The organism is Thalassotalea sp. Sam97, assembly GCF_041379765.1.
Lineage (GTDB): Bacteria > Pseudomonadota > Gammaproteobacteria > Enterobacterales > Alteromonadaceae > Thalassotalea_A > Thalassotalea_A maritima.
The window spans coordinates 2,023,044-2,044,211 of the sequence record NZ_CP166919.1; the positions used below are offsets into that span (position 1 = coordinate 2,023,044).

At 40.9% G+C, this 21,168-nt stretch carries 13 protein-coding genes; 5 read left to right on the plus strand and 8 right to left on the minus strand.

Going from position 1 to position 21,168, the window contains the following annotated elements; translation table 11 throughout:
• Nucleotides 1-152 precede the first annotated feature (152 nt).
• Complete coding sequence (nhaA, locus tag ACAX20_RS09145; RefSeq protein ID WP_371185625.1) at nt 153-1,487, minus strand: Na+/H+ antiporter NhaA; 1,335 nt, start codon at nt 1,485-1,487, stop codon at nt 153-155.
• A gap of 601 nt (nt 1,488-2,088) precedes the next feature.
• On the opposite strand from nhaA, the gene ACAX20_RS09150 reads away from it, so the two are divergent.
• Entirely contained in the window at nt 2,089-3,471 is a 1,383-nt protein-coding gene (locus tag ACAX20_RS09150) for a lyase family protein (RefSeq protein ID WP_371185627.1), read from the plus strand.
• 536 nt (nt 3,472-4,007) lie between these two features.
• Here the strand turns inward: ACAX20_RS09150 and nagA are convergent.
• The 4 genes from nagA to ACAX20_RS09170 are packed head-to-tail and all read right to left on the minus strand — an operon-like array spanning nt 4,008 to nt 8,591.
• Nucleotides 4,008-5,207: an N-acetylglucosamine-6-phosphate deacetylase gene (gene nagA / locus ACAX20_RS09155; RefSeq protein WP_371185629.1), complete on the minus strand. Its 1,200-nt coding sequence runs from the start codon at nt 5,205-5,207 to the stop codon at nt 4,008-4,010.
• The gene (locus ACAX20_RS09160; RefSeq protein ID WP_371185631.1) at nt 5,200-6,150 is read right to left on the minus strand and encodes an ROK family protein; all 951 of its coding nucleotides are present in this window, start codon (nt 6,148-6,150) and stop codon (nt 5,200-5,202) included. The genes nagA and ACAX20_RS09160 overlap by 8 nt, the downstream gene beginning before the upstream one ends.
• Nucleotides 6,151-6,164: 14 nt before the next feature.
• A complete protein-coding gene (locus ACAX20_RS09165) occupies nt 6,165-7,289 on the minus strand; it encodes an SIS domain-containing protein (RefSeq protein WP_371185633.1) in 1,125 nt (374 codons plus the stop codon).
• A gap of 21 nt (nt 7,290-7,310) precedes the next feature.
• On the minus strand, nt 7,311-8,591 hold the full coding sequence (locus ACAX20_RS09170) for a D-tagatose-bisphosphate aldolase, class II, non-catalytic subunit (protein ID WP_371185635.1): 1,281 nt from the start codon (nt 8,589-8,591) through the stop codon (nt 7,311-7,313).
• Nucleotides 8,592-8,863: 272 nt separating this feature from the next.
• On the opposite strand from ACAX20_RS09170, the gene ACAX20_RS09175 reads away from it, so the two are divergent.
• On the plus strand, nt 8,864-11,599 hold the full coding sequence (locus ACAX20_RS09175; protein WP_371185637.1) for a TonB-dependent receptor: 2,736 nt from the start codon (nt 8,864-8,866) through the stop codon (nt 11,597-11,599).
• A gap of 116 nt (nt 11,600-11,715) precedes the next feature.
• On the opposite strand, the gene agaR is transcribed toward ACAX20_RS09175, so the two are convergent.
• Nucleotides 11,716-12,489, minus strand: coding sequence for a transcriptional repressor AgaR (gene agaR / locus ACAX20_RS09180; protein ID WP_371185639.1), 774 nt, complete (start codon nt 12,487-12,489; stop codon nt 11,716-11,718).
• A 203-nt stretch (nt 12,490-12,692) separates the two neighbouring features.
• Here agaR and ACAX20_RS09185 point away from each other — a divergent pair, with 203 nt between their 5' ends.
• Entirely contained in the window at nt 12,693-14,045 is a 1,353-nt protein-coding gene (locus ACAX20_RS09185) for a sugar MFS transporter (protein WP_371185640.1), read from the plus strand.
• 315 nt (nt 14,046-14,360) lie between these two features.
• Here the strand turns inward: ACAX20_RS09185 and ACAX20_RS09190 are convergent, their stop codons facing one another.
• Nucleotides 14,361-18,218, minus strand: a complete 3,858-nt coding sequence (locus tag ACAX20_RS09190) for a DUF5011 domain-containing protein (protein ID WP_371185642.1) — start codon at nt 18,216-18,218, stop codon at nt 14,361-14,363.
• Nucleotides 18,219-18,625: 407 nt separating this feature from the next.
• Here ACAX20_RS09190 and ACAX20_RS09195 point away from each other — a divergent pair, with 407 nt between their 5' ends.
• The gene (locus ACAX20_RS09195) at nt 18,626-19,024 is read left to right on the plus strand and encodes a hypothetical protein (protein WP_371185643.1); all 399 of its coding nucleotides are present in this window, start codon (nt 18,626-18,628) and stop codon (nt 19,022-19,024) included.
• A 281-nt stretch (nt 19,025-19,305) separates the two neighbouring features.
• Nucleotides 19,306-19,869: a recombinase family protein gene (locus tag ACAX20_RS09200; protein ID WP_371189628.1), complete on the plus strand. Its 564-nt coding sequence runs from the start codon at nt 19,306-19,308 to the stop codon at nt 19,867-19,869.
• Between the two features lie 284 nt (nt 19,870-20,153).
• On the opposite strand, the gene ACAX20_RS09205 is transcribed toward ACAX20_RS09200, so the two are convergent.
• Nucleotides 20,154-21,140: an ATP-binding protein gene (locus tag ACAX20_RS09205; RefSeq protein WP_371185645.1), complete on the minus strand. Its 987-nt coding sequence runs from the start codon at nt 21,138-21,140 to the stop codon at nt 20,154-20,156.
• Nucleotides 21,141-21,168: the final 28 nt, after the last annotated feature.

Consider the following 21,168-nt stretch of genomic DNA (forward strand, 5'->3'; position numbering starts at 1 on the left):
GCGACAACTTTCAGTGAACCTGCAATTGCGATTCACTTATTTCTGTCTATGAAAATAAGGTCGATTCAAACGCCTTGTTACCGCCTATGATGATACGAAAGTACTCAATGTCACTGAAGCTTGCAAGTATGCATAGCTTCATTTGTGACAACTCAAGGAATTTTTTCTCGTGCGGGTAAATACATCAACAGTAAAAGTCCAGCCAAAGCGGAAAAAACAGATGCTAGGAAAATCCCCATTTTTGCGTTGTTTAAAATAGTCTCGCTAAAAGCTATATCCGCAATAAACAGCGCCATGGTAAAACCGATCCCGGCGAGTATGCCACCTCCGGCAAGCAACCTCCAACTGAGTTCCGGTGGGAGAGTTGCAATGTGTAAACGTACTGCCAACCAACAGAACAACAAAACACCGATAGGTTTACCTAGCACAAAGCCTAAAAATATTGTTACGGTAACCGAGCTAGTGATGTCGCTTAATGTGAGTGGCAAGCCAGCGTTAGCAAATGCGAAGAGAGGCATAATGATAAAACCCACCCAAGGATGTAAGGTTATCTCCAGACGTTCCACTGGAGACAGTGATTCACGCGCGGCAATCTCGGCCATCTGCAATGTTTCTCTACCTTTCGTGTCACTACTGCTTTCGCTACTCGCTGGATGCGCAATAACCTGATCCAATATCAAGTACAACCGATCGTCACTTACCCATCGGCGCGCTGGCGTCATTAAGCCGAGTATAACACCTGTGATAGTGGCATGGATCCCAGACGCATCGACTGCGAGCCAAATGAGCACACCTACCAATATGTAAAGAGAGAAGCTGCGAAAGCCAATCATTGCCATGAAGCGTGAAATCAGTACGCCAAGCGCAGCTACCGCCAGCGGCCACCAGACAATATCACTACTGTAGCCAATAGCGACAACAAGGATGGCGCCGATATCGTCAACAATCGCCAAAGATAGCATAAATATCCGTAAACTGTGAGGTATACGCGAGCCAAGAAGCGCTAGGCAACCTATAACAAACGCCGTATCAGTTGCCATTACAGTGCCCCAGCCAGAACTACCAGGTTGGCCTGATTGCAGTGCTAGATAGATTGTCGCAGGGACAATCATACCGCCGAGAGCGGCTGCTATTGATAGCGCAGCCATGCGAGGCTTGTTTAACTCACCGAGAACTAATTCTCGTTTGAGCTCCAATGCGACAAGAAAGAAAAACAACGTCATTAAACCTTCGTTGATCCACTCGCGCAACGAACGAGTAAACTCGAACGTGCCAAAAGTAAATCCCAACTGTATCTCCCAAGTATGTTCGAACGCGTCGACCCACGGTGAGTTGGAGAGAACCAGAGCAACTATAGTAAACAAGAGAAGCATTGCCCCTCCAGCCGACTCAATGTGCAAAAAACGTACAAAGAGGTTCCTGTACCGATCAATAAATTCCTTCGGAAGTCGGATGTTATTTGGATTAGCTTGCTGGTTTCTACTCATAAAAACTTCGTTCCCATTGTCAATCGATAACGCCCTGTCTTTCGTCCTAGTGGAATTAGCTTTATAAGAGTATACAGTTATTTAATGAAGCAGTTTATCTAACTAAAATTTACATCCCTTAAGACAAAGAAATAAATTCCTAAAAAGCAAGCTCAACAGAACGTAGTAACCTATTCTTAATATTGCTCTAGTGGCTTGTTTATTATGAATTTAATCGCGTCTTTGAATCGATTGATGTAAATTTCTGATGGTTTTTGAGTATCGCATATTTAAAGACTTGCTTATCAACTAATGGGAATGCCTTTGAGTCGACCAGATTTTCTTAGACACAAATACGTATTTGGATTGTTCTGCGCAACTAAATCAGCTCATAACAGCGTCAGCACAGTTGGAAAAACTGCGTTTTCATGATCTGCGTCACAACGAGTGCCATTAACACCTAAATGCGCAATCACCGCTGATAGCGCTTAAAAAACTAGGCGATTGGAAACTATCGAAATGGTAATACCCTCCGTTTAAAAAAGCTCATACTGGTAACAACGTTGACTAACAGTGCGTTGGCTATAATGAGGTGACAATCACCTAATAACCGAGACAGTTAATGGACGAGTTACCGTCGCCGATACTTTGGGGCAAACAAACAACACTATCATTAAAGTATTTTGATATTGGTGAGCACAAGTTTTCATCCGATTTCATCTATGCACTGGTTGAAATAAAACGGGCTTGCGCCGTCGTTAACTGTGAGCTAAATACTTTATCAGCAAAGCAAAACCAAGCGATAGTTAAAGCATGTGACGAGGTATTAGCCGGAAGATTTAACGAACAGTTTCCTTTACGTGTCTGGCAAACCGGCTCTGGTACGCAGACGAACATGAACGTCAACGAAGTGCTTGCCACTATAGCAAATCAGTTGTATCAAAGCGGCGACGCCGATAACGCTCATCACAATACTGAGCTGTTACATCCGAATGATCACATCAACCGTTCACAATCGTCTAACGATGTTTTTCCAACAGCCATGCACATTGTTGTTAGTCAATGGACAGAAACAAAGTTACACCCCGCAATTCGCGAATTGCAACAGCAACTGCAACTGAAACAGCAAGAATTCACCCATGAATATACTGTCGCGCGAACTCACTTAATGGATGCTATACCCATCGATGCAGGTGCCCTATTATCAGCCTTTAATAGCCAACTTGAAGCGGTAAAAGTAGCAATAACGGACAGTTTGCAATACATCAATCAGCTGGCCATTGGTGGCACTGCCGTTGGTTCAGGTGCCAATGCACCAAATGGGTTTGGCAAGATGGTCACCTGTAAGCTTGCAGAACGTTTACAGCTTCCATTTAAACAGGATGAAAATCTTTACGCAGCCGTTAGTGGCGAAGATGCCATGATCCGCTACAGCGGTGCGTTAAAACAATTGGCTGCTGTCTTACTAAAAATCGCGAATGACTTTCGCCTGCTTGGAAGTGGACCTCGATGCGGTTTGAATGAGTGGATACTACCCGCCAACGAGCCTGGCAGCTCAATAATGCCAGGGAAAGTAAATCCAACTCAATGTGAAGCTCTGAGCATGGTTTGTTTTCAAGTTTTCGGCAATGACCTTACAACGTCTCTAGCAGGCGCCAACGGTCAGTTACAACTTAACGCCTGTCGGCCGGTAATTATCCATAATGTCATGGAGAGTATCTCATTGCTAACCGATGCCATATCATCGTTCGCACACAACGCAGTTAAGGGATTAACGCTCAACAACGCACAAGTACAGCATAATATGCATAAAAACTTGTCGGTTATTACCTTGCTTACCAAACAGCTAGGCTATGACATGGCTGCGAAAATCGTTCAGAAAGCACAGCGTGATGATACACCTTTAGCGGTAGCAGCCGAGTCACTAGGCGTATGTTCAATAACAGAGTTTGAGCAGTTGATAACAACCAAGCTCAAAGAGCTAAAGTTTATTGATGATACCTAACTGATAGCCATGAATTAATACGCCACTTATCTTCCCCATAGTTACTGTGGTGTTGCAGATAAAGTTAGGTGCTAATCACGTATGACTTGCAAAACAGATAGGACATAAACCGCACCATCTACGGTAAATGGTTCGATGAAGGCCGTGATGAAATCAACAAGGTTGCAACCAACTTAAATCTGTTATAAAACTCATTATTAAGCCACCCTTAAAGCTCAAATCAAATATTTGCGCTTTTTTTACATCTACAGTTTGGTATCCTCAATTTTCAGACAAAAAAATAGCGCCGCTGATATTAACTATCAAGAGCGCTATTTCTAAGAGGGATCTTTATTAAAACGGCATTTTCATGCCGACTGAAAAAGTATTAGTGACAAGTTTGTCAACAAATCGAAGTGCTTATTTTTAATGCACTCTAGAGCAGTTAAGCTTTAAAAGCCATCCTTAAATGTTAAGTTTTTGTCCCATATTTGTCCCAATAAGCTCGCATCATTAAAGAGCTAAAAATTCTATAATTATTGGGCGGCTCGTAGGTATTAGTTAGGGTTACACAAAGGCTTAAGACATTCTGATATTGCGTCTGATGAATAGACAAGTCGCCCATCGATAATAGTAGCTTCTACATCGCCTTCACGGCTCATAATTGCAAAGCACGCTCTTTTCCCTGGCGTAATACTTCCCATTGAATCTTCTATGCCTAGAAATGTTGCAGGCTGTAAACTCGCCATATTCACCGCATCAAGCTTGGGGATTCCTGCTAAAGTAGTCATATTATTTACGGCTTTTTCGAGAGTCAAAGTGCTCCCAGCCAGTGATCCCGATAATGTACGAGCTATACCATTGGATACATTGACATCTAACATTCCCAATTTATATTGGCCATCATCCATTCCACCTGCGACAATGCAGTCGCTGATGAGCCCCATTTTTTCCGCCCTCTTTAAACGGTAAATTAAATCTAAAATGCCGTGATGTAAGTGAACTCCATCTGCGATAACCTCAACATAAGCGTTTCGATCTAGTAATACGGCGCCGGCACAGCCCGGATCTCTATGATGAATCCCTCGCATACCATTAAAAACATGTACACCACCGCAAGCTCCCGCGTTTAGTGCATCACACGTTTGTCGATAATCGGCGTTAGTGTGTCCAATCATAGGTTTAATATCGTGTTCAGCAAGATATGAAATACATTCTGCAGAGCTTTCTAGTTCTGGAGCTAGAGCGACAACTTTCAATGAACCTGCAGAAGCTCTAATTAATGCATCAATATTATCTTTATTTAATGGAAGAAAATATTTTTCATCATGGGCACCTTTATGATCTTTAGTGAAGAACAATCCCTCGTTATATCCTCCTAAGACTCTTGCTCCACTTGGTTGATTTTCATAACAGTAGGCAATATTTTCAAACGCTTTCAGTGTTTGCTCCCAAGTCGCCGTAACAGTCGTCGCTAAAAAACCAACGACGCCATGCTTCACTAGGGAATTTGAAATAGTGTTGATCGCATCAGGAGTAGCATCCATAACATCAGCTCCTTCCCTACCATGAATATGAAGATCTAACAGACCTGGCCAAATTGAAAACCCTGTCAAATCAACAACACGTATCCCTGAAGTAGGAGACGAGTCAATTGATATAATCATGTCTCCATCAACTAGGATGTAATGGTTTTTTAGTATTTGTGAGGGCGCATATACTTCGGATGCATAGAGATAAAATTTTTTATTATTCAACCAGTTGTTTCCTCAAAATTGCAGCTCCACGAATACCGCTCGAATCTCCAAAGTTAGCGCGTTTAATTGGCGGACAATAAACACCTGAAAATAAATGCGCATTAACCGCTTCTTCTAATTTGAATATGACTTCATCTATTAGTGAAATACCACCACCGACAACAATTACATCAGGATCATATGACAAGACAATCGACGCAAAGGACGCACCTAATATATCCATGTAACAATGAAACGTCTCATTTGCTATAGAATCATTTTCTCTTAACTTTTTAACAAAGTGCCTCGTATCTTGGCTCTTTGAGCCAAAGTGGTGATATATTCGACCTAGGCCTGGTCCGGATATGTATGATTCATAGCAACCTACTAGACCACACCCGCACTTCCACAGGGGCAAGTTATATTTATTAATAAGGTAAGCTGATGCCTGCTGATGTCCATACTCTCCTGCAAACCCGTTTTTACCAAGGTACAGCTTTCCACCTATACACAAGCCACCCGCAGCGCCCGTGCCAATAATTGCGCCATAACAACGTTCAAAGCCTTTTGCGGCACCACCGTTACTTTCAGACAGCGCAAAAAGCCTACAATCATTACCAATTGATATGTTGGCCTTTAATAAGTTTTCCAAATCATGAACTATGTTTTTACCTGTTGCACATGGTACATTCGCTGATACGACAGAATTATTTGAGTCAAGAATACCAGGCATCCCTATACCTATAAGACCTTGTTGCAAATATTTATTGTTCGCATCAGATACCAACTGCACTATAACATCCAGCAACTTCGAATAGTTTGTCGACGGCGTCGGAACTCGCCATTTATCTTGCAATTCAAGATCTTGAGAAAATACCCCAATTTCAATTTTTGTACCTCCAATATCAAGGCCATAAATTAATGGTTCCGTATCTAGCTGTATTGATAATGCGTGCCCTTCCATCTGTCCATTAGCTCCTAGTTGCACTGCAAAGGGTATATTGTCACTCCTTGAACTACTCGGTTAACTTCACCTGTAGGACATGGGTTATCAGGACTTATATTAGCGTTTAATGACTTAAAGAATGCATATGACTGACAGTAAACGATGTACGGTAAAGCCGCCCAAACGTCATCGACAGAATCCTTCATTGCAAATGTACTGGCATTTAGCGCTGTAACATTAGATGCTTGTGCGTCATTTACTAACTCCTTGATTAAGTCATGTTCATATCGAGATGTATATAAATCAGATGAGGTTAAGCAAATGATTTCTGTGTATTTATTTACTAAAGATTTCGGTCCATGACGAAAACCCAGCGGGCTCTCACAATAACTTAATACATTGCCAGCCGTTAACTCAAGCATTTTTAAAGCGGCCTCTCGTGCAAGACCTTGCAAGCCACCAGAACCAAGAACCACAAAACGATCAATTCGACGAGAAGCATGAGATTTCAAATCACTTATACCATTATCCAAAAATTGTTGTGTGGCCGCCGTCACTTTTTCAAGTTGCTCAGGTGAAGGAGAAAAAATAGTTAAAGCAGTTACTACCATAGAAGTAAAGCTACTGGTCATCGCAAAACTTTGATCTAATGTCCCATCAGGCATAATCAACGAAAAGACATTCGGCAAATCTTCTGACTTTGCCGCAAGTTCACCATTCGGGTTGCAGGTCAAGACTAAATGAGAGCAATCCCCTACGATAGCGTTAGCTAACTCTACTGCTGCAACACTTTCTGGGCTGTTTCCAGATCGGGCACAAGATACGAGTAACGTCGGATTACTCTCTATCAAATATTGCTGAGGATTGCTCACGATGTCTGTTGTACTTATCGCTTCAAACTTCCGTCCAGATACTTGAGTTAGGTGCGGAACTATTGTCTCTCCAACATATGCAGAAGTACCTGCGCCCGTGAATATAATTCTTAAATCATCTTTTGCCATGATAGGCTCAAGCCAATCACTTATTTCTGAAAATTTAGATGCAACGTTCGCAGCTGCTTGTCGCCAAATTTCAGGTTGCTGACAAATTTCCTTCGCAGTCCAAAGTGCGTTATTTTCGTTCAGGTATTCGTCGCTATATGTTAACCATGTCGACATAAGTTATTCCTTTTATTTAAATTATTGTTTCCAACAAGCGATAGCGTAACAACTCAATACCTGCTTAATTTTTGATTTTATAAGCGCCATTGGGCTAGGTTCCAGTTTTCTCACCCTTATCTCTTTATATTGCTCGGGTAGAAATTGACTGATCAAAGGTAACGGAATGTCCTGAGCAGATAGATTATCCAAAAGTACACAAACAGCTTTTTGAATCGAGGGCGAATGCCAGTAATAACGGATGCGGTCACTGTAACTGTATCGACGGAAGAATAATCCTTGCGATGGCGTCTTGGGGTAAAACTTTTGCCAACTCTCAGGTTGTTCTAACATTTCACGCTCACATACATCACGTAAATAAGATCGGCTTTCTATTGGAATAAGTTGATCTTCAATATAGCTTAATGCGAACAATGCCTCTCTCATAGCAAATGTTAGTTGAGGACCTACTTTTAAAATTGCAAAGTGATGATTCACTAAATGTTTATATGCATCTTCAAGTTGATAATCAGAAGAGTGAGCTTCGTAAACAATATTTGGATACCCTTTAATAAACGATGTTAGTTCAGTTACAGCTGTCTGATCAAAATCGAATATGTGAGTATGGTCAAATTCAACACCGGGCTGCACAACAAGTCCGACAACCCTTTCCCAAGTATTTTGTAAATTTAGTTTTGCAAATTCCTGCTCATGCAACTTTAAAGTTGTCTCAACACGACAAACTGGCGTTGGCGTCAATGTATCAATTTCTTCGCTCGCACCACCAGGAGGAGGAACTTCCGTACCGATAATGAACAATAAGTCAGACGTACCAAAACTAGATAGTGCAGTTTCTTCCGCTACTTTGCACAACTCAGCAGCTCGGTATGCAACGATCGCATCTGGTAACGGTGTTGGGTCACCAGAACAACTCATACTCGTGTCTAAATGGAGCTTTTTAAATCCAGCTTTCACATATTCTGCAACAAGAACTTTAGCTTTACTCATCGCCTCTTCGGCCGTTTCATGAGTCCAACAAACGGGTCCTAAGTGATCGCCACCGGTGATGATCTTTGATACCGGGTAGTCAACTTGGTCCGCTATATCCGTTATGAACTTAATAAAATCGGCAGGTTTCATCCCTGTGTACCCACCAAATTGATTCACTTGATTAGCCGTAGCTTCTATAAGAATAGGTGTTTGATCTTGCTTTGCTTGTTCAATAGCAGCTTCCAAGACCACGGGATGCGCCGAACAAATGGAATAAATCCCTTGTGGTTCGCCCTGTTTATTGGCCTCTAATAATGCCTTTAATTGTTTCATTATTAATACCCTCAATAGTTCATTTCCATAATACACAACTTTCACAAGCTTTCAAATAATAGTTTCACACATAAAACGCAATCAAAAAAAAGAAAAAGAAAGTTCTTGAAAGTGCATTGTGTTTTTAATATAAATAATGAGAGATGCTCGATAGACGATTAGTATTTATGGGCAGTACGCTATTCTGTCTACCGGTGGATACACTAATAACTACAAAGGTGAACAACATGAAGTGTCCCAGTTCGAAGTTACTAAAGTTAAGCGCTTGTATAATGCTAGGTTTAGGTACTTTGCCTCTAAGTACTGCCTATGGAAACGATAATGACGAAATAATAGACGATATCGAAAAAATCGAAGTTAGGGGTGTTCGAGGCAGTATTAACAGATCTTTGGCTGAAAAGAGATTAAATACAGGAATTGTCGATAGTATCAGCGCGGAAGATTTAGGTAAATTTCCTGATACTAATATATCAGAGTCACTGCAGCGTATTCCCGGTGTCACCATCGAACGCGAGTTTGGTATAGGTTCAACCATTAACCTGAGAGGATTAGGTCCCGAGTTTACTTTGGTACAGATAAATGGAGTTTCATCAACATCATCAGGCTTTAGTGGACAACTGGATGAAGAAGGCGGCCGAGAATTTGATTTTAGTCTTTTAGCTTCTGAGTTATTTAACCAAGTTACCATTCACAAAACAGCATCAGCTAAAAATACCGAAGGTGGCCTAGCAGGTGTTGTTACTCTAGAAACACCACGTCCGTTAGCATTTGATACTAATGACACAAAATTCTCCGCTGCGCTACAAGCAAGTGAAGGTAGCTTATCCGAAGACACAACGCCTCGCGCATCATTATTTTTTAGCAAGAATGTCGATGACATTTGGGGGGTTGCCGCTTCCGTTGCATTTTCAGAAGTGGACACCGTCGTGAATGAAAGTGGTACATGGAAATACGCCAAACTAGGGCAGAACATTGAATATCGCGCTACGGGGGGCGATGTCCACGAGGCGCCTAAATATGGCCATGCTATGCTCCCTGACGATCCACGCTATTTAAGAAATGATGTAAACAGAGAATCATTAGGAACAACCCTAACATTCCAGTACAACGCTTCTAATGACTTACAATTCACCTTCGATAATATATATGTGACCTCAGACAGCTTAAGAGAGTACAACCGTATTGACGCTACTCTAGAGTGGGACATTGGTGGTGAACCGGAAACAGCAGTCATTGAAAATATTAATGGCCAGGATTATATAGTAAGCGCAGCTTTCCCACGCGTTCGAAACCGTGTAGGTACCCAAAATATAGATAGAGACGAAACCTTTGCGTCTCATGTCTTAAGTGCAGATTGGTCGGTCAATGACAACCTCACCGTGACGCCTCTATTAGGGTATACAAAACGAACAGGTGATGAAGAGACCTATTTATACTCTTTCTATAATCGTATAGCGACTCAGGTACAACGAGCTGGTGCTGGTTACGAGTTTTATCCTGTGGGTAGCTCTGCTGAATATTATGCTGACATTAATAATGCAGAAAATTTCCTATTTAACGTAGTCTTTAGTAAAGACAGAGCAAATGAAGATGATGAGCTTGTTGCAAAAGTTGATTTTGAATACGTAACCAATCTAGATAATCTTGTTAGTATTGATTATGGTGTCTCATTTAGTGATAGAGAAAAAACTCGTGACTATGACTATTGGGTTATGGGCGATAACGCTGTTAAGCATATGAACCCCGAACACTATGCTAACAATATGGATGCTTGGAATAATTTTTGGGGTAACGGACCAGCTCAAGGCCAAGATGATTTATTATCTGGAGCGGGAATGACTCTTGCCGCGGTACTTGGCGACAACCGAAGTTTCCACGTTGACGGTATCAATGGCCCCAGCTCTTTACTTTATGCAGATCATGATTTAATGCAGGCAACCTACATGCAAGGCATGCATGGTAACGATGTCGCTAATAATATTTATAAAGCAGTAGATAGTGCAGCTGGTAGCTATGGCATCACAGAAGATACTCTCGCTGGTTATGTTCAAGCAAACTTCGAAACAGACAATTCTGTTTTTGATATAGGACTTAGGGTTGTTAAAACTGAAATCGAATCTTCAGGCAGCTTATTGCAAGATGGTAGCATTGAACCTGTCAACTACAAGAGTAGTTATACAGAGTTCCTTCCTAGCTTTAATTTAAGCTATGAGTTAGTGGAAGATTTGTTCCTTCGAACAGCGTACTCCAGAACAATGACGCGCCCGCCATTATCAAGTTTGTCGCCGTCGACATCGATCGACTCCTCTCGGCTAGAAGGTAAAAAAGGAAATGTTGACCTTCTTCCATACACTTCCAATAACATTGATCTTGGGGCTGAGTGGTATTTTGCGGATGAATCACTCATTGCAACAGCATTGTTCTATAAAAAAATTGATGCACTTATCGAAAGTAAAGTGGTTCCAGAAGTAGTAACCTACCGCCACCAAATATCTAATGCCAGAGTAACTGGTCCGATTGAATTTACGCAACCGGAAAATGGAACAGATGCGTCGGTGCGTGGTGTTGAGGTTAGCTTCCAAAGCCCTCTGTCTTTCATATCTGAAAGTTTGAGCGATTTCGGTACTATTTTGAACTTTACTTACACAGATAGCGCTGCATCTTTTGCGGATGAAGGAGATGTTCGCAGTACGACATTGCCTGGACTATCAAAGAATAGTTATAACGCGGTAGTTTACTACGATAATTCTGTCTTCGATGCGCGACTGTCTTATGCATGGCGTGGTGAGTATGTTTATTACTTTCCGGAAGCCAAATATCAAGATGATTATGGGCAATTAGATTTCTCTTCAAATTACAACTTAACAGATAATTTCTCTGTTCAATTTGATGTTCTAAATATTACGGAAGAAACGGTTACCAAAATGCAATCAAACAACCTACTACTCCCGATAAGTTTAGAGCAACTAGAGCGACGCGTGATGGTTGGTGTTAGATATTCAATGTAATACAACAACGAAAAAGGCGGTGCTCTAGCACCGCCCTTTCTAATTTAAAAAAGCACATTTAAAGACTAAACAGTTTGCTCCTGTCAGGAATACTCCAAAAGCAAACCTTCTTGCCCCTATGCATCAACCAAAATAAGTTTTTTATGATTCTGACTAAAGTATTCAACATATTCGCGAGGAATATTACTATCGGTAACTAGGATATCTACCGATTCTAAAGGCGTGATAATATGAAAGCCTGCTTGATTAAACTTAGATGAGTCGGTGACCGCAATAATTTGTTTAGATCTTTCGCACATTATTCTATTTAACGCAGCCTCATACTCAAAATGAGTACTTATGCCTGCGGAAAGTTCGATACCATCAACGCCTAGAATAACTTTATCGAATCGCAGGTTATCTAAACTATGCTCAGCTTGGCGACCATAGAATGAAAGAGATTTATTTCTTAATGTCCCGCCCGTCATTAGTACCTTAATGTTATCTATTTTTGATAGTTCAGATGCAATGTTTAATCCGTTAGTCATGACCACTAAGTTTTCATGCTTAAATATAGCTTTAGCAACTTCTTGCGTTGTCGTACCTGAGTCAATAATGATTGAGTCACCATCTTTAATAAGAGCGGATACTGCCTTGCCAAGCTTTTCCTTAATAGCTTGATTTTCAGTATGCTTTTCTTTGATTGAAAGCTCTCTAGCGACTTTATTTATGGCTACTGCGCCGCCTCGGGACCTTACAAGCATGCGCTTTTTATGAAGATCGTTTAAATCGGTTCTAATGGTAACTGTCGATACCGAAAACTCATCAGCAAGAGACGGGACATCAACTTTCCCAGATTCATTCACTTTATCGACGATCGCTTGGCGCCTTTCAATAGTACTCAACATCATTTAGCTATACCGTTTGTGGGTCATACTCTCAATCATAACAGTAAATCCCAGCCCTCTCAACGAAAGAAATTGAAACACAAAAGCAACACAAAAATGAACATAAAAACCAAACCAAAACCATTCGAAAGACTTTGAAACCCTTTAAATTTAAATTTATTTATGCAATATTGATTAATAAATCACTAACAAAACTTGGATCACCAATGAACGATTTTAACAATATCAATAAATCTAATAAATTATCGGTTGCCATTATCGGCCTACTATTCTTTATATTTGGTTTTGTAACATGGTTGAATGGTGCACTAATTCCGTTCTTACAAACAGCGTGTGAATTAAGCCATCACGAGGCTTATTTGGTTACAATGACATTTTATATTGCCTACACAGTGGCTGCTCTGCCCTCTTCCGCTATTTTAAAAAAGGTCGGATATAAAAACGGTATGGTAATGGGGCTATGCATAATGGCAATAGGGTCATTAATATTTATACCTGCCGCGGTTGAACGAATGTATCCCTTATTTCTGACAGCATTATTTGTATTAGGGGCAGGCTTAACAATATTGCAGACAGCTGCAAACCCTTATATTGTCCTCCTCGGCCCTCAAGAATCTGCGGCCGCCCGTATTAGTATTATGGGCTTAATGAACAAAGGCGCAGGTATATTAGCACCTATAGTCTTTTCTGTTTTACTCTTTAGCGATATCGCTATGTTTAGCGAAGAAAATATGAGCCTTTTGAGTGCTTCTGACAAAGCATTACAACTGCAAGAGTTGTCGATGCGTCTAATACAACCTTACATCGTGATGGCTTCTATTTTATTTGTATTAAGTCTGTTCGTTTATAAATCCCCATTACCAGAGATTGGTAAAATTACTGATGAACGTGATGACCGATTGGATATCAAAGCAACATTACGCTTTCCACAGCTAACTCTTGGTGTGATAACGTTATTTTTATATGTAGGAGTGGAGGTAATCGCCGGCGATACAATTGGGCTATTTGGTAAAGAAATGGGGGTAATAAACTACGCCACTCTTACCTCGTATACAATGTTCTTTATGGTGATAGCTTATATTCTTGGTATGGTTTGCATTCCCAGGTTTATTAAACAGGAAACAGCTTTGCTTGCCTCGGCAATATGCGGTCTAGCCTTAACTTTTATGATTATATTTAGCCCGTCAGAGACTTATTATATTTCCAACGCAATATTGAGCTTCATGTTGAACGAACGGATACCAGATGTCGTGTTATATGTAACTATGTTAGGGTTTGCCAACGCATTAGTATGGCCGGCACTATGGCCGATGGCACTTAATGGTCTCGGTAAGTATATGAGTACAGGCTCAGCGTTGCTAATTATGGGTATTTCCGGCGGTGCCATTCTGCCGTTTGTATATGGCTTGACTTCAGATTTTACCGGTGATGTACAATCATCATATGTTGTGATGCTACCGTGCTATGCCTTTATACTCTTCTATGCATATAAAGGTCATAAAATAAGCTCATGGTCTAGCCCTAAACTCCATCCCTCGATTATAAATCAAAGTAAATAAAATTAGAGCCGATAATATAATTTAAACAGCGAAAAGGGAGCATAAAAACTCCCTTTGACCTTTAACATTGTGCCTCTGATAGTTAACAATTGATCACCACCCGCTATCGCCCTTTAAGTCAGTTCGCTCAAAAGGCAACGGATTTTGAACTTGACCAAGCTAGTAGGTAACGATTCAACCTATTGATTTAATTGATGATGATGCAATTGTCACTGTGTCATCATCCTGTCACTTGGCAAAAATTCGTCTCACATAGTTTACCTGAAAATCAATGCTCACATATTAAATAGGCTTTACTCAGAGTGTAAAGAGTCATTACCGCTCATTTACAGCCATAGGCACAAACCAGATTTCACCATCAGAACCAACATCACGAACCATATCACCAAAATTTGCCCCCTCAAAATAGTTAATTAAAAAGTACCGTTGACCCAACTCTTCACGCGAAGGATCAGTGATAGCCAGCAATGCAGTGGTTTGACGTATTGAATATCCTTCAGGGATGTTACTGTCAATTGTTGAATTACTATACATCACTAAATAGTCCATATCACCCGCTTGCTCAATATACCAATTAAACTTAATTGTTCCTTTGCTTCCAATAACAAAAGCCCCGCTATTCGGCTCCTCTTTGGTCCCTTGACCATCGTCATTAAAGCCCCAGTCTTCGGTTCCAAATGGAAAATTTTCATTAAAGAAGGCTTTACCTGCTATATTTTCATAGTTAAGCTCAAGTGCGCCTCCACAGTCGGCTAATAGCGCTTCAAAGTCAGCAAAGCTATTTGGGGTTATTGGCGCCCCTAAGCCATTGTCTGCATCACTGTCCCATCCCGATTCGTAGCCACAAACCAGCTGTGGATTTCGCTCTTCAATTGCCCCTAAAGTCATCGTTTCAAGACTTATTGCGCCATCGCTATCTGCATCGCGGTCCATATCACCAAAATTTGAACCCTCAAAATAGGTTATTAGAGAATAGTCAGCCAACTCCACTCCCTTCGCCCCGGTAATCGAAAGAAGTGCTGTAGTTTCACGCATCGAATATCCTTCGGGGAAACTGCTATCAATTGTTGAGTCAGAATATATTACCAAATAGCTTATATCGCTCGCCTCCTCAACATACCAATGAAATAGGAAGCTTCCTGAACCAGTGCTGGGTTCGGCCTCAGTACCTTTACCATCGTTGTTAAAGCTTAATAAATAACCATCCTCTGAAGATATAAAAACCTTACCGGCAAAGTCCTCAGCACTAAACGCTAAACCGCCACCACAATCAGCTAATAGTGCTTCAAAATCGGCGAAACTGCGTGGGGTGAAAGGCCTTCCTAATCCGGTGTCTGCATTCTCATCCCAACCAGATTCGTAACCACAGGTTAGCTCAGGTTGTTCACCCGTTAGGTTGAATTGATAGTCGGTAGAATGGTATTGGGTTGCTAATGGCGCCCGTGCATATATTCTGATGAGCATGGTAATATCATCAGAATAAGGGTCAAAATAAGGATTATCGACCATCAGTTGTGCTATTTCGTCAGCTGAAACCGCTATGGTGGTTGCTGTTGGTGAGAGTAACTCCCTCGAAATTTCAATTTGGTTGCCCGCGCCATCAGTCAGTTCTACCAGTACTTCATCACTTACCGTGCCGGTCGTTAAGACCCAAGTCAATGATATGCTATCGCCTAAAGTGTACGTGTCCAGATCTGCTAGCGTTTCAGGAGTAAGTTCAGGATATAAGCCTGTTACTTCGGGGGAAAATAATATAGGCACACTATAAGTCGCAATTTCATTACCTATGCTCACGACTGGCATCGAGGGTACAGATAAATCAAGAGGTTGGGTATAAATGCTGTAACGTACAATATCATTGGGAGCGAAAGTAGTTGACGCTATTGCTCCTGCCGCGCTGCCAAAGGAGCGCCAGTCTCCTTGAAATTCAGCAATCCCTTCGTTGTATACTTGTAACTCACCGGCTGGGGCATTTTCTGAGGTTCCTAAATAAAACTGCGCTTTAATGCTTTCATCACTACCGTCTAAAATCGTAACGGATGCAGAGGAAATAGCCTCTCCGCCAGTTCCGTTATTGGCGAAATTTTCATCCCTGATTGCGACATTTATTCCACAGCTGCCCGCTAATTCATCAAAGCCATTAGAGTCGTTACAATGGTAGGTTATCGCATCTAAATCGACTATCCGTTGATCTCCTCGTAATTGCCAACCTAAAGTTTCGTCTTTACCCACCAGCCAAAATATTTTTTCTGGATCTATTTCACCATCAATCATTACATTAAAACTGACATTTGCGCTACCCATGACAGAATCAAGCTCTGTTACCGCAATGCTCGCAAAATCTACCCTTGTATATGTCGGATCAGTCGTTATCTCTGATATAAATGTTGACTTATCCTGATCGTGTTCTAAGAAATCATTAGAAAGAATACGTAAAATGGAACTACCACTTTTGAGACGTGATGAGAGGTTACTGAAAGTCGAAGTAATTGCCTGAATATCAGATACAGCGTTATTTAGATTGTCTTTATCTACCGATAATGATTCATCATTATCATCACCGAAAGTAATATCATCTTGTATCGATGTGCCATCGATTAAATTAGTGATTTGCACAATAGTTTCAGAAATATTTTCAATTTTTATAATATCTAGAACAGCATCTAAACCGGAATGATCTGCATTAAAGCTCGTGTTAAGTAAGTCAATGGCGGGATCTACCCCTAAAGCATCTAAAATATCCTGAAGTTTACGCTGTAACGCTGTTTCTTGTGCGTCAATCTCTTCTTCATCTAGTGAGGTGTTTTCTTCGGACTCAAAAAAGATTTCGGTAGCTTGCCGCGCGGCATTTGCAATTATCAAGTCAGTAAATGGAGTAATATTGATGGTATTTCCTAAATCTGCTTCAGTAGCGTAAGAATGTAGTTTATAGGCTTGCTTGCCTACAGTGCCTGTAGCGCGAATGCGAAACGGTGCTACTAACCCACTAACATCTATTTGATAATTGCCGTCGGCCTCAATTGCGGTTGAGACTGTTTTCCCTAAAGAGCCTTTTACAGTTACCGTTCCAACAATCGCAGCCCCAGCAGCAGCAGTACCACTTAAGGAAGCCTGCTTGACATGTACGGTACGACTACTATTACTTTCATTACCTGCGTTATCAATGGCCGTATAATTGATTGTGTAGCTCCCCTCTGTTGACGTATCAACAGTACCAGAGGGTGTGACTGCAACGTTTCCATCTACATCATCAATAGCCGTCGCCCCAAGGTCAATAAAATCACTATTAACCGCGATGGTAATAGGATTATCTCCATTAATTACAATTACTGGCGGACTTACATCGATGACATTGACTGTACGCTCAACAGAACTTTGATTTCCAGCCTTATCTGTCGCTGTATAAGTCAGTGTATAACTGCCAATAACTGACGAATCGACATTGCCCGATACTTCCACTGTAACATCACCATCTACATCGTCGATAGCGGTAGCACCTGGGTCAGTGAACGTTTCGTTAAAAGCAACAGTAATCGGATTATCTCCAACGATAGTTATTATTGGAGGAGTAACATCGACGACATTGACTGTACGCTCTACAGAACTTTGATTTCCTGCTTTATCTTTTGCTGTATAAGTCAGTATATAAGTGCCTATAATTGACGAGTCGATGTTGCCCGATACTTCTACAGTAACGCTGCCATCTACATCATCATTCGCGGTAGCTCCAGGGTCGGTATAAGTTGCATTTTGTGCAATTGTCGCTGGATTATCGCCAACGATTGTTATTTCTGGAGCGGTTACATCGACTACATTAACTGTGCGTTGTGACGTACTTTTATTTCCTGCTTTATCAGATGCAGTGTAAGTTAGTGTATAAGTTCCGATGACTGATGTATCCACATTACCGGAAACTTCTACTGTAACTGTGCCGTCGATATTATCGTTGGCGGTAGCACCAGGGTCGGTATATGTTTCATTTTGAGCAATCGTTACAGGGTTGTCTCCAATAAGAGTGATTACAGGGGGGATCTTATCAACAGCACTATCATCTTTGTCGCTGCTATTGACTTTATCGCTATCGTGAAAACACCCCGTTAAAACTTGTGATAGAGTAATAAGGAGTATATAAAAAATTATACTTTTATAGGTTCCTGGAAAGCCCGTTTTCATTGTTCATATCCTACATACAAATAATAAATCTATCCGCGCCTCAAAGTATCAAACAGAATGAACAGCAACAGTGACAGCATCGGCTTGAAATGGGGTAAGCATAGTCAACAATCTGCTTCAATCAAGCGTAATCACTGGGGTTAGAGCCGTACTTGAGATTGTCTATTACCGAAAAAGTTTGTAACGGCATGATTTCATATGAGAATTATTTTCGTATTTTTCTTAAAAATTACTAACACCCTAAAATGAGCTTTTAAGCTCAAATAAAAAACAACGACATCAGTAACGAGGGCACAAAAATTGTAAATGGTATTTGAAACCACATAAAAATGACTGGACAGCTCCTAAACCTAATTTACCGTATCAGTACCTCTCGTTTATTCCACTTCACACAAGGTAATGACACTATGACAAAACAACTATACGAGTCTGTCTCACAGGCACTTCTTCGTTCAAAAGAGTTTTCAAGTCTTGCGACTCAGTTAAAGCTGTCGCCAAAAGAACAAAAAGCAGTAGTGGATGTGTTAACTCATAAACAGAATACGCCAGTACCAGGAAGGGTCACTCTGAAACGAGCGATTGATACAGTGACGTCGATGTATCATGAGATTGGGAATCTTTTAAACATCGTTTATCGAGATTTTGATGGAGATTGTGCAATTGCAATTTTTCGTCGCGAATATCGGATAAACAATGGCTGTGATCCTATAACTCACTTTTGCAACATAAATCGACAAGCAACCACCGACGACCGCTGCAACGAATTGATCCAATCCTTTTACCGGTTGATGACTTCGAGCAAGTAACCAGTCAAACTTATAACCCTATAAATAAACGAGAGCTTTTAGCAACAAAGAAAAGGTATGTTGCGTCTTTTCTTCTACAGCTAGTCGTCGCGCTAAGACTAGCCTTGCCCTAATCTTTCAATAGTAACCAAGTCCCCCTTCCCTGTTCAAAAAGGTGTACCTTACTGGACAGCTTTCAAAAATGCAGTAACGTTGTTCAAAAAGTATTGATTCAGCTTTCGTGTACTGTACATGCTAAGCGTCCATACTTAATGAACAATAAAAAGGATATCTAAGATGAAATCGGTTACGCCCGCGTCAGTAGCAGCGACCAAGATCTGCAATTACAAATCAGTCAACTCAGCAATTTGGGATGCGAGAAAGTCTTCGCGGAAAAAGTCTCTGGAAAGTCGCTAAATAGGCCAAAACTCAACGAGCTCATGAGTTTCGCCAGAGAAGGCGACACCGTAATAGTCACAAAAACCGACCGCTTGGCAAGAAATACCATTGATGCTCTCAACATTGCCGAACAACTCAAAACAGGCGGTATCGGTCTTAAACTACTCGATCTAGGTGATATAGATATTAACAGCGATCTTGGCCATGTAATTTTCACCGTCATGTCGACATTTGCCGAGCTTGAACGAAAGCGCATAAACCAACGCCGGCAAGAAGGCCAAGATAAGGCTAGAGCCGAAGGCAAGCACCTTGGCCGACATAAGAATACTGAACTAAGAAGCGAAATAGAAAAGTTGCTCAAATTAGGTCTATCGAAAAACAGCATAGCCAAGAAACTGAACTGCAGCAGAACTACTGTGTACAGCGTTGCAAAGGGACTTTCCCAGGAAGAGACCATCTTAGATTAGCCTATGTTTAAATTGTTATACCATGATATCAATTACCTTAAATGCTTAAGCGAAGACATGCTTTAGGCGGGGGAAAAGTGTAGCAAAGCAACCGGCATGATGCTTTAGAAAGAGCTACGCATACTTTGAGTTGTATTAGTTCAGACTAGATCTGACACTTAAATCATCTACAACGGGGGATATCGATCTCCCCCATTTTCATAGACACACTACATTTGAAAATAGAGAGATATTTATGAGCGAATCCTTTACAGCATGACTTAAATTAGCTTATGAAACTTCAGTCAGTAAAACTTTGACATACCGGATGCTTTTTGTGAAATACCACTCGCTTCAGCTTCTTTCTCACCGTACCTAATAATGTCTTCTAGAAGTTGACTAAATTGCTGAGGTGAGCGTTGCAATTGCATGCCAAAATAAGTTCCGTTAAAGTTAAGGCTTTCTTGAATAATTTGCTTCGTGTGCCCAACGATTCTAGCTGTACTACTACCTAAAACAAACCACCCAAAACTAGATGCTAATTGACTTAATATATATAAACCAAATCCAGAATTATCATAAACATTGTTAGCTTGATTAATATTCGTAGTACTTGATATTCCTGGCTTGATTGCCATGAAAAGAGCTTCCATATCATTAGCAACTATGTGTGACCTCCTCAAGGAGTTTGCAATTCCAATCCCTTCATCAATAACAGCAATTTCGACTTTACCATTTCGCCAACGTTGGCCACACACATAACACTCTGTTGCATTTGAATGTTCGAATACGTTTCGAATGATCTCACGAAGAGCATAATTATAAAGTCGGTTTTCTTCGGTATCTTCTACTGTGCCAGAAACAACTCTCGCAAGACCTCTTACACTTGACATGATATTGTCATACCAAATTTGAAGTTCTTGAGTGTTTGCATCATATGCGGGCTTTTCTATTTTAGTGATCGGCAAATAAGCTGATGAACCAGGTGCTTGGCCAACTTGGTTACCCCCTCCCATCAAGATAAAGTTAAAAAAACCTAGATGCATTAAATAAGAATGAACATTAGTTGAACGATCATGCCCTGATTTTGTCGTTCTAATATTGTTCTGTCGCCGAATTCTGACCCAACTTCTTAGCTTAGAACCTGCGACTAGCATCGCTGTTGGGTAAGAATACCTTAGTGTAGAACAGTCAATACAAACATCCGGCGTGTTTTGATGATAATCCAATTCATCGAAGAAAGGTGCAAGAGTATCTCTATCAAATCGTTCAGGAAAGTATATTTTGGTCATTACTGCTCCTTGTTGAAGACTAAATATG